At 52.0% G+C, this 21,704-nt stretch carries 18 protein-coding genes; 5 read left to right on the forward strand and 13 right to left on the reverse strand.

All coding sequences use genetic code 11. The features are described 5' to 3' along the window. Window positions 1-62: 62 nt before the first annotated feature. A complete protein-coding gene (gene cls / locus V4U84_RS08145; protein WP_334073964.1) occupies window positions 63-1,493 on the reverse strand; it encodes a cardiolipin synthase in 1,431 nt (476 codons plus the stop codon). A 170-nt stretch (window positions 1,494-1,663) separates the two neighbouring features. On the opposite strand from cls, the gene V4U84_RS08150 reads away from it, so the two are divergent. Next, window positions 1,664-2,650: a M23 family metallopeptidase gene (locus V4U84_RS08150; RefSeq protein ID WP_334073620.1), complete on the forward strand. Its 987-nt coding sequence runs from the start codon at window positions 1,664-1,666 to the stop codon at window positions 2,648-2,650. Window positions 2,651-2,687: 37 nt separating this feature from the next. Then, window positions 2,688-3,098 (forward strand): bactofilin family protein, encoded by a 411-nt coding sequence (locus V4U84_RS08155; protein ID WP_334073619.1) that lies wholly within the window; start codon window positions 2,688-2,690, stop codon window positions 3,096-3,098. Window positions 3,099-3,176: 78 nt separating this feature from the next. Here V4U84_RS08155 and V4U84_RS08160 read toward each other — a convergent pair whose 3' ends face one another. After that, window positions 3,177-3,953, reverse strand: coding sequence for an ABC transporter permease (locus tag V4U84_RS08160; protein ID WP_334073618.1), 777 nt, complete (start codon window positions 3,951-3,953; stop codon window positions 3,177-3,179). Beyond that, window positions 3,946-4,857, reverse strand: coding sequence for an ABC transporter ATP-binding protein (locus V4U84_RS08165; RefSeq protein WP_334073617.1), 912 nt, complete (start codon window positions 4,855-4,857; stop codon window positions 3,946-3,948). Before V4U84_RS08165 ends, V4U84_RS08160 begins: the two co-directional genes overlap by 8 nt. Window positions 4,858-5,015: 158 nt before the next feature. On the opposite strand from V4U84_RS08165, the gene V4U84_RS08170 reads away from it, so the two are divergent. Together V4U84_RS08170 and V4U84_RS08175 are read left to right on the forward strand one after the other, a co-directional pair. Continuing rightward, the gene (locus tag V4U84_RS08170; RefSeq protein WP_334073616.1) at window positions 5,016-5,201 is read left to right on the forward strand and encodes a hypothetical protein; all 186 of its coding nucleotides are present in this window, start codon (window positions 5,016-5,018) and stop codon (window positions 5,199-5,201) included. A 17-nt stretch (window positions 5,202-5,218) separates the two neighbouring features. Then, the gene (locus tag V4U84_RS08175) at window positions 5,219-5,467 is read left to right on the forward strand and encodes a spore coat protein (protein ID WP_334073615.1); all 249 of its coding nucleotides are present in this window, start codon (window positions 5,219-5,221) and stop codon (window positions 5,465-5,467) included. 66 nt (window positions 5,468-5,533) lie between these two features. Here V4U84_RS08175 and V4U84_RS08180 read toward each other — a convergent pair whose 3' ends face one another. The 4 genes from V4U84_RS08180 to V4U84_RS08195 form a co-directional block, all read right to left on the reverse strand. Next, window positions 5,534-6,202 (reverse strand): Fic family protein, encoded by a 669-nt coding sequence (locus tag V4U84_RS08180; RefSeq protein WP_334073614.1) that lies wholly within the window; start codon window positions 6,200-6,202, stop codon window positions 5,534-5,536. 79 nt (window positions 6,203-6,281) lie between these two features. Next, a complete protein-coding gene (locus V4U84_RS08185) occupies window positions 6,282-7,112 on the reverse strand; it encodes a phosphoenolpyruvate hydrolase family protein (RefSeq protein ID WP_334073613.1) in 831 nt (276 codons plus the stop codon). Between the two features lie 29 nt (window positions 7,113-7,141). Beyond that, a complete protein-coding gene (locus V4U84_RS08190) occupies window positions 7,142-8,353 on the reverse strand; it encodes a Tm-1-like ATP-binding domain-containing protein (protein WP_334073612.1) in 1,212 nt (403 codons plus the stop codon). 136 nt (window positions 8,354-8,489) lie between these two features. After that, entirely contained in the window at window positions 8,490-9,713 is a 1,224-nt protein-coding gene (locus V4U84_RS08195; RefSeq protein WP_334073611.1) for a phosphoenolpyruvate hydrolase family protein, read from the reverse strand. A 276-nt stretch (window positions 9,714-9,989) separates the two neighbouring features. Between V4U84_RS08195 and V4U84_RS08200 the strand changes: the two genes are divergently transcribed. Further along, the gene (locus tag V4U84_RS08200; protein ID WP_334073963.1) at window positions 9,990-11,012 is read left to right on the forward strand and encodes a phosphatidylglycerol lysyltransferase domain-containing protein; all 1,023 of its coding nucleotides are present in this window, start codon (window positions 9,990-9,992) and stop codon (window positions 11,010-11,012) included. Window positions 11,013-11,218: 206 nt separating this feature from the next. On the opposite strand, the gene V4U84_RS08205 is transcribed toward V4U84_RS08200, so the two are convergent. The 6 genes from V4U84_RS08205 to gltB form a co-directional block, all read right to left on the reverse strand. Beyond that, complete coding sequence (locus V4U84_RS08205) at window positions 11,219-12,634, reverse strand: ABC transporter substrate-binding protein (RefSeq protein WP_334073610.1); 1,416 nt, start codon at window positions 12,632-12,634, stop codon at window positions 11,219-11,221. A gap of 33 nt (window positions 12,635-12,667) precedes the next feature. Beyond that, window positions 12,668-13,312 (reverse strand): ABC transporter ATP-binding protein, encoded by a 645-nt coding sequence (locus V4U84_RS08210; RefSeq protein ID WP_334073609.1) that lies wholly within the window; start codon window positions 13,310-13,312, stop codon window positions 12,668-12,670. 19 nt (window positions 13,313-13,331) lie between these two features. Continuing rightward, window positions 13,332-14,759 (reverse strand): ABC transporter permease, encoded by a 1,428-nt coding sequence (locus tag V4U84_RS08215; protein WP_334073608.1) that lies wholly within the window; start codon window positions 14,757-14,759, stop codon window positions 13,332-13,334. Between the two features lie 136 nt (window positions 14,760-14,895). Next, window positions 14,896-16,017: a sensor histidine kinase gene (locus V4U84_RS08220; protein ID WP_334073607.1), complete on the reverse strand. Its 1,122-nt coding sequence runs from the start codon at window positions 16,015-16,017 to the stop codon at window positions 14,896-14,898. Continuing rightward, window positions 16,014-16,679 carry a response regulator transcription factor gene (locus tag V4U84_RS08225; protein WP_334073606.1) on the reverse strand — a complete coding sequence of 222 codons (666 nt, stop codon included), beginning with the start codon at window positions 16,677-16,679 and terminating at the stop codon, window positions 16,014-16,016. The genes V4U84_RS08220 and V4U84_RS08225 overlap by 4 nt, the downstream gene beginning before the upstream one ends. Before the next feature lie 120 nt (window positions 16,680-16,799). Continuing rightward, window positions 16,800-21,395, reverse strand: a complete 4,596-nt coding sequence (gene gltB / locus V4U84_RS08230; RefSeq protein WP_334073605.1) for a glutamate synthase large subunit — start codon at window positions 21,393-21,395, stop codon at window positions 16,800-16,802. Between the last annotated feature and the right edge of the window lie 309 nt (window positions 21,396-21,704).

A 21,704-nucleotide genomic window follows, 5' to 3' on the forward strand; every position in this document is an offset into this window, starting at 1 on the left:
GAAAATAACGGCTTTGGCGACCGTTAGAATTTTCATTGGCTCTCTCCCTCCCCCGCTCGCCCCTACAGCAGCGGCGAGAGCAGCCGCGCGACCAGCTCGGCCATGCGCTGCCTGCGGGAGCGGCGGGCGAATTCCCGCGGGTTGATGCGGCGGGAGTCGACCATGTCCTGCTGGAAGTCCCGGGACAGGCGGGCGATGGTTTTTTCGTCGAACAGCAGGGCCGTCATCTCGAAATTGTAAAAAAAGCTGCGCATATCCATATTCGCGGTTCCCACGGAGGCCAGTAAGTCGTCGACGATCAGCACTTTGGCGTGCATGAAGCCTTTGGTGTATTCGTAAAACTCGACTCCCGCCTGCAGCAGTTCCTCCACATAGGACAGCGAGGCCAGTTTCACGAGGCGGCTGTCGGAGTTGTAAGGGATGATAATCTTAACATCGATGCCGCTCACCGCCGCGGTTTTGAGGCCCGCATAGACGCTGGCGTCCGGGATGAAATACGGGGTGGCGATCCAAATCCTCCGTTTGGCCACGGCGATCGACCCGAAACACATTTCCTGGATGGCGTTCCAGTGTTGATCCGGACCGCTGGCCAGAATCTGCACCTGTTCTTTGCCGAGACAATGATGCTCAGGGAACAGATCGGGGTCATGAATCCCCTGACCTGCGGCCAGCTTCCAGTCGCCAAGAAACGTGTTTTGCAAAAAATAGACAGCATCCCCCTTAATCTGCAAATGGGTATCCCGCCAATACCCTACTTTATCGTAAAGGCCGAGATAATCGTCACCGACGTTCAGCCCGCCCACAAATCCCACTGTCCCGTCCACGACAATGATTTTGCGATGATTGCGGTAATTGATCCGGCGGTCCAGCGTGGCGATCAGCGGAGGCAGAAAAAAATAAACCTCTACCCCGGCCTCCCGCAGTTCCCGCACGAAAGAACGCGGCAAATGATAGCTGCCCAACCCGTCACAGATGAGGCGCACCTTCAAGCCCTCCCGGACTTTCCAGATCATGACTTCCTTAAATCTTCCGCCTAAGCCGTCATCCCGAAAAATATAAAATTCGATATGTATGTGATGTTTGGCTTTGCTCATCTCTTCGAGCATGGCCTCAAAGGCCTCTTCCCCGCTGCTCAGCACCCTGGTCTCGTTGCATCCCGTAATCGGGCTTTCCGAGAGATGGGTCAGCAGACCGAAAAGGCGCTCCTGACCTTCGAAGCCTTTATTGTTCATTTGCCCGGAGGCTTCCACAATGACCGACTGCTGCCACAGCTTGGCTTTCATCTCCTGAAACAGCCGGGTTCCCTGGCTCCGCAGCTTCCTGCGTTTTTTATAATCCTGTGCCACAAAATAGTAGAGAATAAAGCCGATCAGCGGAACGACGAACAGAATGAACATCCAGGCGACCGCCTTGCTGGGCTTCCGAAACTCCAATACAAGTATCGTAGCGATTTGAAAAATGAATGCGAGCAAAACGGTAACCAGCCACACCATGGTCTTCACCCTTCCCTTCAATCAGCATTAACCATTCTGCCTCCGGTTTATTCAGGTCCACTCCGCCTCGTCCTCCGATATATCAGACAAAGCCGGATTTTTTGACATGTTTTAAGAGTCATAGGAATAGATAAGTTATAGAAGCTCATTTTGAGAGGAAGGGAGATGCCATGAAAACCGCCAGTTTAGGCCTCGCCCACCCCCGGCGGATGACCCTGCTCGTCCTGAGGGATGCCAACCAGCCCGTAAAACAGCTTCAGGTTTCCAAACCGCTGGTCATCGCCGTGCCACTCTTTGCCTTATTGTCCATTTCCGGGCTGATCATCAGCCTCCAGATTCAATCCGGACAGACGATTTCCCGACTCGAACACCAGGTGCGGGATCAAGAACTGCGATTCGAAGCAATCGTGACCGACAAAAACGCAGCGATCGAAAGGCTGCAGAATGAAGTGATCGCGTTGTCCGGGCAGTCCCGTGAAATGATGGACCGGATGGAACGCGTTTCCGAGCTTGAAACCGAGCTGCAGCGATTCATTAAGAAGTATGGCGGACAGGAAGGTTTGCGGAACCTCTCTTCTCTGTCCTACGAAGAACCCGAAACCCTCGGGGTGGGAGGCGAATTTATTGCGGTCCATGAGAACGAAATTGAACAGTTGGCTGCCGTGACGCGTGAACAATTTGCGGAAATGAGCTCGCTCCTGGACGAAATGGAGCGCAATATCCCCAACACGCTAAAAAAAGCCCGGCAGACACAGCGCTCGATTTCGGGCACGCCCACCGAATGGCCGACGTTGTCCAAGCGCCTGACTTCCAATTTCGGATACCGGAGCGACCCTTTTTCGGGACGGGCCTCTTTTCACGCCGGCATCGACATTGCCGGAAAAACCGGCGACCCGGTCTACGCCGCGGGTGCGGGGAAGGTGATTACGACCGCCAGGGACGGGTCTCATGGCAATTACATCGTGGTGGAGCATCCCGGAGGACTGCAAACCTGGTATCTGCACCTTAGCCAGATCGGCGTTTCCGAGGGGGACAGCGTCAAAAAAGGACAGGAAATCGGCGGCTTGGGCAGTACCGGCCGGAGTACCGGCCCCCATCTCCACTTCGAGATCGTCAAGCAGGGGGAACCTGTCGACCCGTTGCCTTATCTCAAGTAATTTTTCATTATATTTTTCATGAAGGAGGCAAAAAACGATGCTCAAAAAGAACAGTGCCGCCGCAGACGGTACAGATACGCTGATAGGGAAGGGAAGTTCGGCGGAAGGCAAGCTGGAATGCCAAACGAACATACGGATTGAAGGGAAATTTTACGGTGACATCGAGTGCGGCGGGCAGGTCGTGATTGGGGAAACCGGCGAAGCGTTGTCCAATATCAAAGGGAGCGACATCATCGTGGCCGGTAAAGTCATCGGCGATATTACCAGCCAAGGCCGGCTTACCATTACCGGCAGCGGGCAAGTCGAAGGAACCGTCCATGTGGCCAAACTGGTCATCATCGAAGGAGGGCTCCTGAACGGATCGGCTCAAATGGAAAGGACGTCTCCTTCCGTGCTTCCCGTCAAAGAGAAGTCCTCGAAAAAAGCGGCTCAGCCTGAAGCGGGGTAATCGCGGTGACTCGAAAAAAATAAGTTCCCGGCTGCATATGATGCAATCGGGAACTTTTTTGTTGCTGAATGCTCGGGGTTATGCGGCGACGTCCCTCTTTTTGAATACGAGCCAGGCGATGACCAGGAACGCGATCACATAGCCGCTAAGCACGGCGGCCGAAAAGCCAAGCGTCATTCCCGCAGGCCCCAGCTCGCCTCCCCGATACTTGCTTAAGTCCATATTCACGAACAGCATATACTTCGCCCAAGGATAACGGGCCGGGTGAAACAGCATTGTAAAGAGCCCGCCCGCAAACAAAATGAACATCGACAGACCGATGGCGATTCCCCCGGACCGGAAAACGGTAGAGATCATAAAAGAAAAGGTCGTAATCACCAGAAGGTCGATATACCGATAAAACAAATTCTCCACAATCATCCAAAAGGCTTCCACCCCTGCCGGGAATACACCGGACGGTATATCAGAAAACAGAAGGAACGAAACCGCCAGGCAGGCCAGGAAAAACACCACCGTCGTCAGCACCGTAAACAACAGCACCGCCAGCAGCTTGGATAGCAGAATTTTCGTGCGGGTCCAAGGCCGGATGAGAAGCAGCTTGACCGTCCCCCAGGTAAACTCTCCCGCAACGATGTCGGATGCGACAACCACCGAATAAATCGTGACCAAATAGTAGAGAAAAGACAATTGATCCACCGCATCCCAGACTCCGACCGGGCTTGTCGAGCTGCCTAAATAGTACAGCGTACCGAACAGGATCGTTAGAACGACCAGAATGGCCGCCATCACCCAGGTCCGCAACCGACGGTAGATTTTCATATTTTCATTTTGGATGAGCCGTAAAAAATCAATCAATTTCTCCGCCCCCCGTCATTTCCAAAAATTGATCCTCGAGCGAACGGGTCAAAATCCGAATGCCGTATACGGAAATCCCGGCCAAAACGAGCTTTGTATTGATTTCGGCGGTTGCGGAGCGATCGGCGGTGACTATCAAGTGCTTGCCTTCAAGCCGACCTTCCTTTACGAGATGCAGCGCTCTTTCGGGTGCGTCCACTTCGAATGCGGTTTCTTGGGGGCGGTCCGCGGCGCTGTTTTCCCTGTCGAGCGTTTTGACATCGATCAGCCGCCCATGCTGAATGACCGCCACGGTATCGCACATCAACTCCATTTCGGATAAAAGATGGCTGGAGACGAAAACCGTCGTCCCCTCCTCTTTCGCCAAAATCCGTAGGTAATCCCGCAACTCGCGAATGCCTTGGGGATCCAGGCCGTTCGTCGGCTCGTCCAAAATAAGCAGCTTCGGCCGGTGCAAAATCGCCTGAGCCACTCCCAGCCGCTGCCTCATGCCGAGCGAATAGGTTTTCACTTTATCGTGAATCCGGTGCTGCATCCCCACGCGCTCCACCGCTTCCATAATCCGATCCCGGGTAATCCCGGGAGACATCCGCGCATAGTGCAGCAGGTTCTGATACCCGGTGAGGAACTTGTACATTTCCGGATTCTCCACAATCGCCCCGACCGCCGAGATCGCCCGCTCGAAATCATTTTTGACGCTGGCTCCCTGGATCAGAATATCTCCCTTTGTAATCGACATCAGACCGACCATCATCCGGATGGTCGTCGTTTTGCCGGCCCCGTTCGGTCCCAGAAAGCCGAATACCTGGCCCGGCGGGATGTCCAGGGTCAAGCGGTCGATCAACACCTTGGATCCGATTTTTTTGGTGACGTTCTTGATACGCACGACTGGCTCCTGCGTCATATATTCACTCCCCCTCCTGACCAACCCATCGGCACTCCTGATCAATGCGCCGGTATTTTCCCCTATTTTACCATAAGTACCGGTAGAATGGGTTCCCGCATATTTCCATGCAAAAAGCAGACAATAACCCATGAATCCCCTGAAAGGAGTATGAAGAGATGGCCCAAATCAATCAGCAGGAGTTGCAAAGCCTGCGCCATCTGATCGGCGCGCATGAAACGGCAAACCAAAAGATGCTGGCTTACGCTCAGCAGAGTACCGATCCGCAGGTGAAAGCTTATTTCGAAAAATCGGCCCAGGACGCGTTAAACACCAAGCAACAGCTTTTGTCATTCTTGAACTAGGGAGGAATCAAGTCGACATGATGCAGGAAAAAGAAATGGTCAATGATGCGCTGTCCATGGTCAAAAACAGCCTGACTACCTATGCCAGCGCGATCTCGGAATGCGCCAACCCCCAGCTCAGATCGACCATCCAGCAGATCAGAAATAACTGCGAAGCCTCGCAGTACGAACTGTTTAGGCTGGCCCAGTCGAAAGGTTATTACCAGCCGGCCATGATGGCCGATAACCAGGAAATTCAGCAGGTAAAAACGCAGCTTGGCAGCTAATGGAGAAATGAATTGCAAAGAAGACGGCCCTGATCCCCGGCCGTCTTCTATTATCGTCGTCTTAATTTACTTTACCGTACCGATATATCTTCGCAAGCTTTCCTCTACGCATCCGGCGATCAATTGTACAAACGGCTCCAGCCCACTTTGAACGCTTGCAGCTTCCAGCGTCTCGTAATACCTTAACCGATCCCTGGTCTCAGACTTTAGTATGGCCGGAGGATATCCGTATTTCATAAGGATTAAGTTCATGAGGAGCCTTGCCGTTCGCCCGTTCCCATCGTTGAAGTGATGAATATAGACGAAGCGGAAGTGGAATTCCGCTGCCAGTTGGACGGGATGAAGCTTATCTTTTTGCTCGTAATACCACCGGACCAATTGCTCCATTTTCTCGGAAAGTTCGTCGTCGATATTTTTCAGAACAAGATGATGAAGCGACTTGATCACGAACTCGGTTAATTCGATCTTGCGGTCTACGATATCTTGAACATAATCAATAGCTTCGGAATGGTGGACGACTTCAAAATGCTCACGCAGTTTTTTGCCCCCAATAGTCAAACCATCTTCGAGAACAAGTTTCGTTTCCAGAAGGGTCAGCGAGTTTCCTTCGATCGCATTCGAGTGGTAGGTCCATTCGACACGATAGACTTCTTCCAGATTTTTGACGGCTGCTGCCGGCAAAGGCCGGAGGGCATCCAATTCGCTTTTAAGTTGATCTATTGTACCGAAGTCCATATTACCGCTCCTTATCCCGCTATTATCCATCATATATCATGAGTGGGTATAATAAAATCCGGGCTTCTCCGCCTTTTCCTTATTTCGAAATGGCCTTGAACGCGGCCGACTGCTCCCGGATGCCCTTCTCCGCCGCAAAACGCTCGATGCTGGAAGCTCCGAAGAAGCCGTCGATATCGGGTATATTTTGCATGATATAAGCGGCATCCGCCGGCTCGGCGATCGGGCCGCCGTGGCAAATGACCATGATCTCCGGACGAACGGCACGCCCCGCGGCAATGATATCCTTGATTTTCACGACGCAATCATCCAGGGTGAGCGCTGTCTTCGCGCCGATCGTACCTTTCGTGGTAAGCCCCATATGAGCCACCAAAATATCCGCACCGGCTTCCGCCATCGCCTTGGCCTGATCCGGGTCAAAGACATAAGGGCAGGTCAGCAGGTCCAACTGATGCGCCTTGCGGATCATTTCCACTTCCAGGTTATACCCCATGCCGGTTTCTTCCAGGTTCTGCCGGAACACGCCGTCGATGAGTCCCACCGTCGGGAAGTTTTGCACGCCGTTAAAGCCCATATCCTTCAATTGCTTTAAGTAAATATCCATGACGCGGAACGGGTCGGTACCGCAAACGCCGGCCAGCACCGGAATGTCCTTCACAACAGGCAGCACCTCGGAAGCCATTTCGACCACGATTGCATTGGCATCGCCGTAAGCGAGAAGCCCGGCCAAAGAACCTCTGCCGGCCATCCGGTAACGGCCGGAGTTGTAAATAATCAGCATATCCGCGCCGCCCGCTTCGCTGCTCTTGGCGGTAATGCCGGTGCCGGCGCCTACGCCCAGTAGGATCTTTCCGCCTTCAACTTCCGCTTTGAATTTGGCCAGGATTTCGTTTCGGGTCATCGTATTCATGTTTTATTTCTCCTTTTGTCTGTGAATGATTAGGCTTTGCTCTCCATCATGGCAATGAGTTTTTTAGCGGCGGCAAGCGCAAAGGAATCATCGTTGATGTGCTCATCCAATTCGCAAAGCTCCACCCTGCTGTGATTCAGGTTGGTTCTTAAAGCATCAAACAAAGCTTGGTTCTCCTCGGGGCCATGGAAAGGCTGGCCCTCGGCGTCAATCATGGAGACGCCCTTCAGCGGCAACATTAAAACGCTTTCACCCTTGGCCAAATTCAGCTTCTCCGCCAATTTCTCGCCGACGGCTTTGTTTTCCTGGGCCGTAGTACGCATCAGGGTGACCGTCGGATTATGCCGGTACAAGTTGCGGTGCTTGTAGCGCTCAGGCACGGTGTCGATCGGGCCGAAGTTAACCATATCGCAAGCCCCCACGGAAACCACCTGCGGCACGCCGCAAAGTCCGGCGGCTTCGCTGCGGTTCGGCCCGGCATTCAGCACGCCGCCAAACAGCTCATCGCACCATTCGGTCGTCGTCAAATCCAGCACACCTTGGAAATAACCGCTGCGCACCAGGTCCTCCATCGTGCGGCCACCGGTACCGGTAGCATGAAAGACCAGCACTTCATAGCCCTGCTCCTCCAAATAGGATTTGGCTGTTTCTATGCAGGGGGTCGTCACCCCAAACATGGTGGCGGCAACCAAAGGCTTTTTCTCTATTCTTGTAGCTTCATGCTCGAGCATGCCCGCCATGGCAAAAACCGCGTTGCTGAAAATCTTGGTGGAAATGGAGTTGAGTCCGGCCACATCCACAATCGAAGGCATCAAAATCACGTCGCTGGTGCCTATATACTGTTCGGTATTCCCGGAAGCCATGGTAGATACCACAATTTTCGGTACGCCGATGGGCAGAGCCCGCATCGCCGGCGTGATAATCGAGGTGCCGCCTGAGCCGCCCAAAGAGATGATGCCTTGGAACTTGCCTTCCTGATAAAGGCGGAGCACGGTTTTTTCGGTTCCCTCTGCCATAGCTGCCGTGGCGCGAGCCCGGTCTTTCCGGGCTACCAGTTCCCGAAGATTTTCACCTGCCTCGGCAGCAATTTCTTCGTTGGAAACATCGGGAACAAAGGCGGGTTCAAAGGTTCCCGTATGCAGGGTCAAGGTGTTAAGGCCGATTTCCGCAAACAGCTCCTTCAAGTAAAGGAATTCCTTCCCCTTGCTGTCGAAGGTCCCCACGATGGCTACGGTTTTCATTGATTAGAAACACCTCCTGGAATGATCTGTTTCTGTCCGCCGTTGATCATGTAACGGCTTTCAGAACTGATAACCTAATTGTACGACTTGGCGGAAATTTTGATATTGTTTGAAGTACGCCGTTTTTGTGCTTATATTAGATTTCGCCCCGCTGGCCGTATTCTTTCGGGGAGTGGGTTTTTCGATAGCCTGTGGGCGTCATGCCTTTATATTTCTTGAACATTTTGGTGAATTGAAAATAATCGCCATAACCAACCAGCTCCGCCACCTTTCCCACGGGCATGTCGGTCTCCCTCAGGAAGTCCCCCGCCTTGTTCATTCGGAAACGGATCAAATATTCCGTAAAGCTGCAACCGACAATTCGTTTGAACTTGGCGCTCAGATAGGAAGGCGTGACATGGGCCGCCAAGGCCAGCTCGCTAAGGAGAATCGGTTCATTATAGTGATGGATGATATGCTCTTTAATAAACTCCACATAGTCGTAGTCCTGAGCCTGTCCGTTCAACACTTTGATAAGGCTATTTTCTTCCTCGTCGCTTTGGGAAATTTTAAAGGATTTGGTTGTGTTCAAAATGGCCTTTTCCGCCGGAATCCGTTCGAAGGAAGAGCCGCCTAAAAAGCCCTGGCAAGCGGAGTTGTCGTAAAAGTAGCGGGCATCGATGGAGGATTTGATCGGGCCGCCGTAGACCATCTTTATCGCCTCCGGACGAATCCGATCGCAGGTATCGAAAATCCGCTGGGCATCCCCCCGCCCTCTGTCCAACGACTGCACTTTCTTCGCGCCCAAAACGCCGCCGGTCGTCAGCCCCAGATGGGCGCAGATGATATCCGCTCCGGCCTTCAGCATCTGCTCCGCCTGCCAGGCATCAAAGACAAAGGCCAAGGTAAACAGCCCCTGCTCATGGGCAAGGCGGATCGCCTCGATTTCCTGACGATAGGAGATCCCCTCTTCCTCCAGTGCCTCGCGAAACTTCCCGTCGATCAGTCCGATCGTGGGCCAGTTGTTGATCCCGTCAAAGCCGGATTTTTTAATATGCCTAATGTATTCCGGGAGCGAAATACCAGGGTCCGTAGCGTTCAGTCCGAATAAAATCGGAGTATCCTGCAGGAGCGGCATCAACTCGCGCGAGGCAAAATCCATTACAACTTCATTGCTGTTGGAATAACAAAGATAACATCCCAGAGACGCCCGTCCCATCTGCCGAAAGCGTCCGGCACTAAGGGCCAGAATAAGATCCGCCCCGCCCAAGACGCTGTATTTGGTCGTCATGCCGCTGCCGGCAGCGACACCTATAATATGTCCGTTGACTTTGATTTGAGCATTTAGCCGCTTGAGTATTTCCTGTCTTGATATTTGCATGGCGAGACCTCCTTAATGCCAACGATATCAATCGATCAGGTTATTCTACAAATTCGCGCTATTACAACACGATTTTATATCCATATATTGTAAAACGCTATGCGATCTTATTTTGATTTTATGTGTTTATATCTTTTTCCGCTATAGTACTCAAGGTAATTTTCCGGAAATCTATTAAGCCGGGTTGAATTTCTACCGATAATAAACTTATTCGACAATTTTCTACATCTATACAGCATAGATCAGACAGCTTAGGAGATGTTTCCTTTGATTGAGATGAACCTGGAAGAACAGCGCCTCCATCGAATTCTTGCAAGATGGGGTTACAATTCACACGCACACTTATATTATCTTGGCGATAAAGAATGGTTTTGGGACTCCGGAATGGAGGCATTGATCGCCTATCGCACGGTCGGAAACCGGAGAATCGTCCTTGGCGACCCTTTGGGCCCACCGGAAGCGATGGAGCGAATCATCAGAGAATTTATCGCTGATTGCCGGAGAAGGAAGCATATCCCCGCCTTCTACCAAACGGGGGCTTCGAACCTGGACATGTTCCGGGGCTATGGATTCAGACATCTCAAAATCGGTGAAGAGGCCCATGTGAATTTGCCGGAATTCCATTTAAACGGTAAGGCCTGGTTAAAATTGCGCAACCGCCTGAATAAGTTTGAACGGGCGGGGTTCTCCTTTGCGGTGCACTTCCCTCCGTATTCCGAATCCTTTTTGGCTCGACTTCATACCATTTCGGAGGAATGGCTGGGCGGGCGGAAGGAAAAAGGCTTTTCCGTCGGTTTTTTTGACCGTGAATACATCAGCCGGTTTCCCGTAGCTTTATTGGTTGGACCGGACGGAGAATACGAGGCCTTCGCTTCGATCGTCGGCGATCCGCCGCTGCTGTCGGCCTCGGAGGAGGTTCCGGTTTGCAGGCAGCTCACCGTCGACTTGATGCGATACTCCAAGGCATGTCCTCACGGGACTATGGATGTCCTCTTCGCCTCCCTGTTCAAATGGGCTAAAGAGCATCACTATGACTCTTGCGGTCTGGGAATGGCCCCCCTGGCGAACGTGAATGAACTGTTGATCGCCCGTTGGATCTACAAATTCGGGAACCGTTGGTACAACTTTAAAGGGTTGTACGATTACAAAAACAAATTCGCCCCGGAATGGAAGGAAGTTTACCTGGTGTATCCGCCCTCCTCCTTGTCGCTTACGCTGGCCCTCCTGATGTATATGGTCCATACGCCGGGGACCCGAAATCCCGCAAAAAGACAGCCCGCCGCGCCCAGCGTCTCGTAAAGCCCGATGCGGGATATAACGGGGGATGGGCAACGAGAGGAAGCTGCACAGATTCGCAAAAATAACGCACCCCAAAAAAACGCCGCCTCCGTCATTTCCCTGACGAAGGCGGCGCCTTTTCGTTTGCAGTTTAGTTACAGACGGGTTGATGGGCACTAATTGACCGCAAGATAGCTCACCTGGCAAAGTCCCCGTTTCCTCTGTCCTTAATTCGAAGTTCCTCTATCCGCTTGCTGATCCTTTAATACCTGATCCAAGGCGACCTGTCCTTCGTCCTGAATCATTTTAGCCGCTTCATCAAGTGACTTTTTACCCTCTTGCACCTGGGAGAGCTCTCCGCTCACAATAGACTGGAGCTGTACATAAAACGCATCGGGAATTTTATCCGAATTCATATGATCTGGGTTTATCTTTGGTTTTAGAGCATAAAAGACATCGAGACTTTGACCTCCGTACTCTTCATTAAACCCCATTCTTGACAGCAAAGTCCCATTCATTGATTTTGATTTCACTCGGGCGTAATCTTCACCGTTCACGAATTTAAGGAACTCCCAGGCAGCGTCTTTGTTCGTTGAATTCCCATGAATCGCAAATATCTCGTCCACACTTGCAGTCAGGGTTGTTTCAGGATCCGAAGAATTCACCGGCCCGGAGACGATCCCCATATTGATCGGCTTGTCATCTTTCAGGATGTCCCGAGCTAGTTTTGCATTTTGTGATGTATAAGGATCGCCTATAATCATAGCAACCCGTCCCATCAGAAACGCCTGGCTGCGGTAGTACTCTTCGATCGATCCTCCCGTAAATCCGGCATCCTTCGGATTATAAATGACTCCCGATTTTTCAGCTTCTATAGCCAACCGGTATACCTTTTTCCAGGAATCCGTGTCAACTGTCAGCTTCAAGATATTCGGATTTACACTCATCAAGCCTTCCGTATTGGCAATGAGATCGACCAAATTTCCTACAGACATCGGATAGTTCATTACCGTTATCGGATAGTCATTTCCAAAGCCGTATACCCGGGACCCCTCATCTCCATCGGTTGGAAACCGGCGCGCCAAATCCAAGACTTCCTGCCATGTCATTCCATCATGCGGTTGTTCAATCCCGTATTTGCTGAATAATCCTTTATTATAAAAGAGGGCGGTCCCATAAAAGGTCGGAGCAAGGCCGTATAACTTATTCCCCCCCAACTCCTTTAACAGGTCAATGAGCCCCGGATAGATTCCCTCTAAAGGATAATGATCTTTTTGAATGAGCGAGTCCAATTCCAAAAGTTTGCCTTCAGATATATAGTTTTTAAAAGTAGCTGTATCTAGTATCAGGATATCCGGTTGTTCGGTTTTTACAAGCTCGTCTAAAGCTTCCTCATAAGTTCTATCCCGCCCATTGCTGTTCAGGTTTGGGGTACGGATCACTTCAAAGTCGATATTCGCGTGACTCATCCTAAATAGATCGCCGTATTGCCGAAAAAAGGCCTCCTCGTTGGGATAGAGCACTTTCAGAGTCACTTTTATTTCCTCGGAATGATGACCGGCCCCCCTTGTACAGCCTGCAACAAGTAAACAACTCATAATAACGATGACCACCAAGCCCTTGTTAAACTTTTTACCATACATCTCACCCATTCCCCCAATCATCCGAAAACCGCGTCAATTAGCATGCTGCGCTTCCATACCTTGCACTTTGCCGCGCTTAATTCGGTATATGTAGTCCGCTTTTTTCGCGACTTCATTGGAGTGGGTGACGACGACAACACATTTTTGAAATTCATGTGCGCTTTCTCTCAGAATTTCCGTGATCTCCGCCGCGTTATCTTCATCCAGGTTTCCGGTCGGCTCATCCGCGAGCAACACGGGAGCATCCGATGCCAAGGCACGGGCAATCGCTACCCGTTGCTGCTGGCCTCCGGAAAGTTGTAGAATATTTCGTTTTGCCTCCTCGTCCGTAAGGCCCAATCTTTTCAAAATCTCCAGTGGATTCTTGTGTGTGATCATCTTGATATTTTCCACGGGATTCATATAATCGATAAGATTATAGTTTTGAAAAACCAACGCTACGTGATGCCTCCGATGGTACTCCAGTCCTTTTTGCGCTATATCCTCACCATTAAACAGAACTTTACCTTGCATCGGAGAATCCAGTCCCCCCAGGATTGAGAGCAAGGTTGTTTTACCTGAACCGGATGGGCCAATTATGGCATACATTTTCCCTGTTTCCATGCTCATATCAACCCCACTAAAAAGTAATTTTTGCTTGTCGTAGGAGTAGGATACATGGAGTGCCTCAAAATACATCGCCTTTTTACCACCCTTCTTAGCTCATTTTGGAAAGAATTTCTTTGGGATTCAGCCTCATGACCGAAACGGATGACATCCCTACGGCGATTACAATAATCAAGGTTCCGATCAAGTATAGCTGGACAAAACTCCTTGAGGTTACCTTTACCTCGATACTATCTAAGGCTTCCGTGCCGGCTATCGGCTCAGCAACCACAACTGACGACACCGCCACGGTGCCAGTCTGTTCACTTGGTTCTCCCCGGGAAAGCTGCTGCTGCAGCAGCGCGTTCCCTACGTTCTCCGCAATAGCATTTCCCGAAAAATAGGAGATTCCAAACGCAACTATTGCGATGAGCAGAACTTCCGTCACATACTGACCCAATATTTTGAACTTATGGATTCCTAAAGCCAGGAAAACCCCTGTTTCATACACTCTGTTTCTCATCCATAGCGTTAAGAGCAGAGAAAGAATGGCAACGCTAACCGCCATCATAATAATCAGCAATATCTTAACCAGACGAGACAGGTTGTTTAATGGTGCAGCCGCCTGGCTGTATGTCTCGTTATCCACACTGACATTAAATTGTTTCCAGTCCATGCTTGGGAGTGCTTCAACTTTTTCCACTATGGAATTTAATTGATCAGGGTTTTGCACAAAAAACGTAGCCTCCGAAAACCCTGGCTCCTTATCGCTATTAAACAGCTCCGCCTGCGAATAAATATCCGTGAACACACGGTTTTCGATCATGTTATAGGCAGAAGTCATCTCGGTTATTTGGTCCTCACCCGTCGGTTGAAATAACCCGACAATCTTGAGTTCAATCTTGTTGTGCGGATTGATCCCCAGTTGGTTTGCAACGCTATCCATGATCCCCAGTTTTAAGCTATCCCCGACTTTCAATTTGTTTTCCTCGGCTAATGCGCGACTGATCACAGCAACATGACGATCCTTCGGTAAAATGTGGCGCCCCTCGGACAGCTGAATGGATCGTGCTGTAAAAAAATCGCTGACCTCTGTTCCTGACACCGCTATGGCGTTAACCATATTTTCATAGCCGTCCTTAATAGGAAGTTTGCCTCTCAATAAATTAAAGTTCTCGGCATGAGGCTGCCACATTTCGGAGGCATAGTAGTTCTTTATTCCACCCACCGATTTGACGGACTCCAGCGTTTCAGCCGAAATCAGCGGACCCGTACTGTATGAATTTATACTTAGTTTTCCGCCGTCACTGGGTTCCGTTCTTTCCGTAACTACATAAGGGTTATCTTTACTCATATCTATGTAGATGGTAAATCTCCCCCCCAGCGATTCTCTAAGGTCGGTGCTTGCCGCTTGAGAAGCGTCTTTAATGGATATTCCCGTCAAAACAAAAGTCGCGATCACGAATAAAACCAAAAACAATAAAATACTCTTTCCTTTTTTTCGAGTTACGTACATTACTGCCCGATGCATAAAACTCATGATGAACAAAGCCTCCTTTTCAAGGATTGTGATGACGAGAACCAGTTTAACACCTTGAAATGGAAGCCATTTAGAATGTATGTGGAGCACGGATGTAGTCATAAAAAAAACCGCCGAGATTATCCGGGCGGTGAATTTACTTTTTTATTAGAAGGCTAAAGGCCATCCCTTTTTTCGATGGTGTTGGAGTGAACGTGTAGCTAATCCGTAAGGCGTTTAGAATGGAATCGACAATATACAAACCCAGCCCGTTGCCTCCCGGATCTCTCCCTCTTTCATATTCCGGCCGGTAAAACGGTTTAAATAATTCTTTCAGATGCTCTTCGGGGATGGGGTCGCACTCATTTTCAATGACCAAGTGGTCAGCATCACAATACACCCTTACTGAATGTCCCCTTTGGGTATAAGAGACCGCATTGGAAACGAGATTGTTTAGCGCTTTGCCAAAAAGCTCTGGCGGCAAATGGACAGTCTCCCCCTCCGTAACGTCCAACTCAAACCGAATGCCTTTAGCCTTGGCTATGATTTGAAAAGGCTCGCATAATTCGGTTAAGAACGCCGGAAGATGAATGTCGGTTGTTGCTTCATCCCGTACCAAAACACTCAAGTTTGAGGTATCAAGAACATTTTTGATCATCTCGGCCAGTTGTTCCGTCATTCGCTTGCACTTCGGTAAATAGACTTCATGATCCTTGTATTTGCCTACGCCAAGCATCATATTCTCCAGCATCGCATTCAGTGCGGTTACAGGCGTTTTCAATTCGTGCGAGGCCATTCTCAGAAAATCCACTTTTGATTTTTCGGATTCACTCACCTTGATTTTCTCTATTTCCAAATTTTCGATGGTTTTTAGGAGGCTGTGATATAACCGGTTCACGTTGTTCCCCAAAGCGCCGATTTCATCATCGGACTGAACTATACACCATGCGCTTCTATCCAAGGTTTCCATCTGTGCTGTTTCAGCCGAAATCCGTCGAATCGGCCGAGTCATCGCTCTGGAAAAAAGCAGGGAGCAGAGCACGGAAACTATAAAACAAATAAGCATCGAAATGGGAAGAACGGAACGAATAATGCCGGCGATATAATCGGAGAGGTTTAAAGTAACTGCCGTCAATACGGGATCATCAGTATATTCTTTAGCAGTGAAGCTTACGGGAGGCGTTAAAAGGTAAAATAAAGTATGGGCCATTACATTCATGAATACCATCAAGCCAAGCGTATACAAAAAAGTTTTGGGGAAAATTTTCAACCGTTTCATGGGCGAGCCTCAAACTTATAACCGACACCCTTCACAGTTACAATCGATTCCAGCCTAAGTTTTTTGCGAAGGTTCTTAATGTAGGTGTCAATGGTTCTGTCATTAATGGTACATTCTTCCCCCCATAAATCGTCAAGGATTTGGGTTCTGGTCAATACATGTCCCTGATGTTCCACCAACAGTTTCAACAGTTCAATTTCTTTGGGGGTAATATCAATTCTGCCGCCTGCGTCGCTAGCCGTATAACCGGAAAAGTCCACCTTGACATCTCCGAATGTCATAAAGCTGACGTTTTGCTGTTTATTACCTCTGCGGAGTAACGCCGTTACCCGCTTGCCCAGCAGCACCATGGAGAATGGCTTGGTTATATAATCATCGGCTTGGATATCAAAACTGATAATTTGTGTGTATTCATCACTAATGGCCGTTAACATCACAACGGGCACCGCACTGGTTTCCCTCACCTGCAAAAGAACCGACAGACCTGAAATTTTGGGCAACATAATATCCAAAATGATAAGGTGGATACTATGATCTCTAAAACAGCGCAAAGCTTCCTCCCCATCAAAAGCGGAAATAACCCGATGTCCCGCAACTTTCAAATATTCGGCAATAGCCTCATTGGTTTCCCGATCATCCTCTACAACCAGTATCGTTGACAATCCCCCGCGACCTCCTCATACCTATCTGAAGTTTATTTTAACTGGTTAGTATGAAATGTATATGAAAAAACGCCGCCCCCGTTATTTTCCTGACGAAGGCGGCGACTTTTCGTTTGCAGTTTAGTTGCCGGAGCGGGCAAGCTCCCGCGTGTTGGCTTCGAAGGCGGCGAGCAGGGCGGCCTCGCCCTTCAAGCCTTCGTTCTCCACCTTGCGGATTTGCTCCAGCATCCGCTTGTAATCTTTCGGAATGACGCGGACGAATTTCGGCAGCAGTTCATTCCAATTGTCCAGCACGCGGCGGCCGACGATGCTGTCCGTATACAGGACATGGCGGCTGATCAGCGTGCGGAGCTGGTCGGCCTCTTCCGGTTCGAATACCTGCTCCAATAGCACCATCTCCAGGTTGCACCGCTTGACGAAATCGCCCGTCACATCCAGGACGTAAGCGATCCCGCCCGACATGCCCGCCGCAAAGTTGCGGCCGGTTTCGCCGAGGACAACGACGCGTCCGCCGGTCATGTATTCGCAGCCATGGTCGCCTACCCCTTCGACCACAATGTTCGCGCCGGAGTTGCGGACCGCGAAGCGCTCGCCCGCGATCCCGCGGATGTAGGCTTCGCCGCCGGTCGCGCCGTAGAACGACGTGTTGCCGACGATGATGTTCTCTTCGGCCGCGAATGTGGCCTTCGGCGACGGCTTCACGATCACCTTGCCGCCCGATAGGCCTTTGCCGGTGTAGTCGTTCGCGTCGCCTTCCACCGTCAGCGTCATACCCTTCGGCACGAAAGCGCCGAAGCTTTGGCCCGCCGATCCTTCGAACCGGAACGTAATCGTATCCTCCGGCAGACCGGCCGCGCCATAAATGCGCGTCACTTCACTGCCGAGGATCGTCCCCGTCGCCCGGTTCACATTGCAGATCGGCAGCAGCGCGCTGACGGCTTCGCCGCGCTCCAGCGCCGGCGCCGCCAGCTCCAGGAGACGCGTCATATCCAGCGTCTCCTCCAGGCCGTGGTTTTGCCGGCGGGTGCAGTAACGGCTGCCGCCCGCAGGCACCTCCGGCATGTGAAGCAAGGCGGACAGGTCGACGCCCTTCTTCTTCCAATGGTCGACCGCCTTGAGCGTGCCCAGGCAGTCGGTCCGTCCGATCATTTCATCCAGATTACGGAAGCCGAGCTCGGCCATCCATTCGCGGAGGTCTTCGGCCACGAAGGTCATGAAATTGACCACGTGCTGCGGGTCACCCGTGAAGTTTTTGCGCAGCTCCGGATTTTGGGTGGCCACGCCGACCGGACAAGTGTCCAACTGGCAGACGCGCATCATGATGCAGCCGACCGCCACGAGCGGAGCCGTCGAGAAGCCGTACTCCTCGGCGCCGAGCAGCGCGGCGACGGCGAGGTCGCGTCCGGTGAGCATTTTGCCGTCCGTCTCCAGGACAACGCGGTCGCGTAAATTGTTCAGCATCAGCGTCTGCTGCGTCTCGGCGAGCCCAAGCTCCCAAGGGAGGCCCGCATGGCGGATCGAGCTTTGCGGGGACGCCCCGGTCCCGCCGTCATAGCCGCTGACGAGAATGACATCGGCACGGCCCTTGGCCACGCCCGCAGCGATCGTGCCGACCCCCGCTTCGGACACTAGCTTGACGTTGATCCGTGCCCGCGGATTCGAGTTTTTCAAATCATAGATCAGCTCCGCCAAATCCTCGATCGAATAAATATCATGGTGCGGCGGCGGCGAAATCAGACCCACGCCCGGTGTGGAACCGCGGACTTCGGCGACCCAAGGATACACCTTGCGGCCCGGAAGCTGTCCGCCTTCCCCCGGCTTCGCGCCCTGCGCCATCTTGATCTGAATTTCATCGGCATTGACCAAGTAATGCGAGGTGACCCCGAAGCGGCCCGAGGCGACCTGCTTGATCGCGCTGCGGCGCAGATCGCCGTTGGCGTCCGGCACATAGCGCGCCGGATCCTCGCCGCCCTCGCCGGTGTTGCTCTTGCCGCCGATGCGGTTCATCGCGATCGCGATCGTCTCGTGCGCTTCTTTGCTGATCGAACCGAACGACATCGCTCCGGTTTTGAAGCGGCGCATAATCGATGTGGCCGACTCCACTTCTTCCAGCGGAACTTTGGGTCCGACCGGCTTCAAGTCCAGCAGCGAACGGAGCGTAAGGTGTTTCTCATTTTCCCCTTGAACTAGAGAAGCGAATTTTTTATAGAGTCCGTAATCACCGGTACGCACGGATTGCTGAAGCAGATGAACCGTCTGCGGGTTGAACAGATGCTCCTCCCCGTCATTCCGCCATTGATACTCCCCTACGGAATCCAGCACCGGATCTTTACCGTCCTGACTGGCGAAAGCGCGGAAGTGATGGGATAGCGTCTCCTGCGCCACCTCTTCCAGCCCGATGCCGCCGATCCTCGACGGCGTCCAGGTAAAGTAACGGTCCACGAAATCCTCTTTTAAGCCCACCGCTTCAAAAATCTGCGCCCCCCGATACGACTGGATGGTGGAAATCCCCATTTTTGACAGCGTCTTTATGACGCCTTTCGTCGCGGCCTTGATGAAGTTGCTGACGGCCTTGTAATGGGAAATGCCTTGCAGCAGTCCCTGGGTGATCATGTCATCCAGCGTTTCGAAAGCGAGGTAAGGGTTCACCGCGCTGACCCCATACCCGAGCAGCAGGGCGAAATGGTGAACCTCACGCGGTTCCCCCGATTCCAGCAAGAGGCTGACCTTCGTCCGCGTTTCCTGTCGGATGAGATGATGATGCAGCGACGAAACGGCCAGCAGCGCCGGAATGGCCGCATTTTCGGCGTCCACGCCGCGGTCGGACAGAATCAGGACGTTATGGCCTTTGGCGATCACCCGGTCCGCCGCTTCACAAAGCGTATCGAGCGCCTTGCGCAGCCCTTCCGCACCTTGATCCGCCGGGAACAGAATCGGGATTGTCATCGCTTTGAAACCCGGACGGCGAATATGGCGCAGCTTGGCAAACTCTTCATTGGACAAAATCGGGGATTCCAGCCGGACTTGGCGGCAGCTCTCCGGTTCCGGCTTGAGCAGATTCCGTTCCGGACCGATCATCGTCGCCGTCGAAGTCACAAGCTCCTCGCGGATGGCATCGATCGGCGGATTCGTCACCTGGGCGAACATCTGCTTAAAGTAGTTGTACAGACGCTGCGGACGGTCCGAAAGAACGGCGATCGGAGCGTCGTACCCCATCGAAGCGATGCCCTCGGCTCCCGTAAGCGCCATCGGCTCAAACACCTTGCGCAAGTCCTCGAAGCTGTAACCGAACGCCATTTGACGCAGCGTGATGTTCTCGTGGCGGTCCGCCGGCATTTCCGGAGCTTCGGGAAGATCCTCCAGCAGCACCATGTGCTCATCCAACCAGGCGCGGTAAGGATTCTCCTTGGCGATGGAAGCCTTGACTTCCTCGTCGGAAATAATGCGGCCTTCTTTCGTATCCACGAGCAGCATCCGGCCCGGACGCAAACGGTCCTTGTACAGAACCTCCTCGGCCGGAATGTCCAGAACCCCCACCTCGGACGAAAGCACGATCAAATCGTTCTTCGTCACATAGTAGCGGGAAGGACGCAGGCCGTTGCGATCCAGAATCGCGCCGATTTGCACGCCGTCCGTGAAGCCCATGGCCGCAGGGCCGTCCCACGGCTCCATCAGCGCGCTGTGATATTCGTAAAAAGCTTTCTTGTCCTCGTCCATATCGGCATGGTTGCTCCAAGGCTCCGGAACCATCATCATGGCGACATGCGGAAGGGAGCGGCCGCTCAGGTACAGAAATTCAAACGTATTGTCAAACATCGCCGTATCCGAACCGTCCGGATTGATCACAGGCTTGACCTTTTCCAGATCGGCGCCGAAGGCTTCCGTTTCGAACAACGATTGACGGGCCCGCATCCAGTTCACGTTTCCGCGCAGGGTATTGATCTCCCCGTTATGGATCATAAAGCGGTAAGGATGCGCTCTTTCCCAGCTCGGGAACGTGTTCGTACTAAAGCGGGAGTGCACGAGCGCGATCGCCGATTCGAGACGCTCATCCTGCAAATCGAGATAGAACTGTCCGACCTGCTCCGTGGTGAGCATCCCTTTGTAGACCACCTTCCGGCAGGACATGCTCGATACGTAAAAAGCGTCGCCCTCCGCCTCGCCGCTGTAGCGGATGGCCAACTCGGCCCGGCGGCGGATCACATACAGTTTGCGTTCAAAATCCAGGTCGGTCGTCAATCCCGCGCCGCGGGAAATGAAAATTTGACGCACGAACGGCTTCGCCTCTCTTGCCGATTTGCCCAGCATATCGTCCCGGGTAGGTACCGTACGGAAGCCGATAACTTGTTGGCCTTCCTCCTCGATAATCCGGGTCAACTCGGCTTCCTGACGGCTGCGGACCTTCTCGTCATGCGGCAGGAACAGCATGCCTACCCCGTATTGACCGGCCTCGGGAAGACGATATCCCAGCTTCTGGGCCTCCGCCTCAAAAAAGCGATGCGGGATTTGCAGTAAAATACCTGCGCCGTCCCCGGAATTCGGCTCGCTCCCCTGGCCTCCGCGGTGCTCCATATTCGTCAGCATCGTCAAAGCCTGACTTACGATATCATGGGAGGCCTTGCCTTTGATATGAGCGACAAAGCCCATGCCGCAGGCGTCTTTTTCAAACGTCGGATCGTAAAGTCCCTGCTTTGGTGGTATAACCGTATGTTTCATATTCAGCGTCAACCTTTCTATAAATAAACTAAACCTTACTGTTAACGACATGTTTTATTTAGTATTTTTATTCTAACGGAAAACGCCGCGACTGTTTTTGCACTATCTTCTCTTTCTTTTGCACTAATGCCAAGAAATTTAAGAAGGAAAATCATCCAGTCGGCAAGATCTTGGTCGCTCCCGCTTTATTTTCTAAAAATAGGCATGATCAGCCCTACCGTTTGTCAGCTGTCATCTCTCATCCCGCCTTTTGCCGTGTACCCAAAAAAAGAACCCGAACAAAAAAGTTCGGGTTCTCTTTTCGGGCTT

The sequence above is a fragment of the Paenibacillus sanfengchensis genome (assembly GCF_036864765.1).
In the GTDB taxonomy this organism is placed as follows: Bacteria; Bacillota; Bacilli; order Paenibacillales; family Paenibacillaceae; genus Fontibacillus; species Fontibacillus sanfengchensis.

Coding starts and splice junctions, on each gene's coding strand:
- V4U84_RS08185 (WP_334073613.1), bottom strand. CDS start 7,112: ATGAATACGATGACCCGAAACGAAATCCTGGCCAAATTCAAAGCGGAA.
- V4U84_RS08180 (WP_334073614.1), bottom strand. CDS start 6,202: ATGGACTTCGGTACAATAGATCAACTTAAAAGCGAATTGGATGCCCTC.
- V4U84_RS08195 (WP_334073611.1), bottom strand. CDS start 9,713: ATGCAAATATCAAGACAGGAAATACTCAAGCGGCTAAATGCTCAAATC.
- V4U84_RS08190 (WP_334073612.1), bottom strand. CDS start 8,353: ATGAAAACCGTAGCCATCGTGGGGACCTTCGACAGCAAGGGGAAGGAA.
- V4U84_RS08210 (WP_334073609.1), bottom strand. CDS start 13,312: ATGTATTTTGAGGCACTCCATGTATCCTACTCCTACGACAAGCAAAAA.
- V4U84_RS08155 (WP_334073619.1), top strand. CDS start 2,688: ATGCTCAAAAAGAACAGTGCCGCCGCAGACGGTACAGATACGCTGATA.
- V4U84_RS08170 (WP_334073616.1), top strand. CDS start 5,016: ATGGCCCAAATCAATCAGCAGGAGTTGCAAAGCCTGCGCCATCTGATC.
- V4U84_RS08165 (WP_334073617.1), bottom strand. CDS start 4,857: ATGACGCAGGAGCCAGTCGTGCGTATCAAGAACGTCACCAAAAAAATC.
- V4U84_RS08220 (WP_334073607.1), bottom strand. CDS start 16,017: ATGAAACGGTTGAAAATTTTCCCCAAAACTTTTTTGTATACGCTTGGC.
- gltB (WP_334073605.1), bottom strand. CDS start 21,395: ATGAAACATACGGTTATACCACCAAAGCAGGGACTTTACGATCCGACG.
- V4U84_RS08215 (WP_334073608.1), bottom strand. CDS start 14,759: ATGAGTTTTATGCATCGGGCAGTAATGTACGTAACTCGAAAAAAAGGA.
- cls (WP_334073964.1), bottom strand. CDS start 1,493: ATGGTGTGGCTGGTTACCGTTTTGCTCGCATTCATTTTTCAAATCGCT.
- V4U84_RS08205 (WP_334073610.1), bottom strand. CDS start 12,634: ATGTATGGTAAAAAGTTTAACAAGGGCTTGGTGGTCATCGTTATTATG.
- V4U84_RS08200 (WP_334073963.1), top strand. CDS start 9,990: ATGAACCTGGAAGAACAGCGCCTCCATCGAATTCTTGCAAGATGGGGT.
- V4U84_RS08150 (WP_334073620.1), top strand. CDS start 1,664: ATGAAAACCGCCAGTTTAGGCCTCGCCCACCCCCGGCGGATGACCCTG.
- V4U84_RS08175 (WP_334073615.1), top strand. CDS start 5,219: ATGATGCAGGAAAAAGAAATGGTCAATGATGCGCTGTCCATGGTCAAA.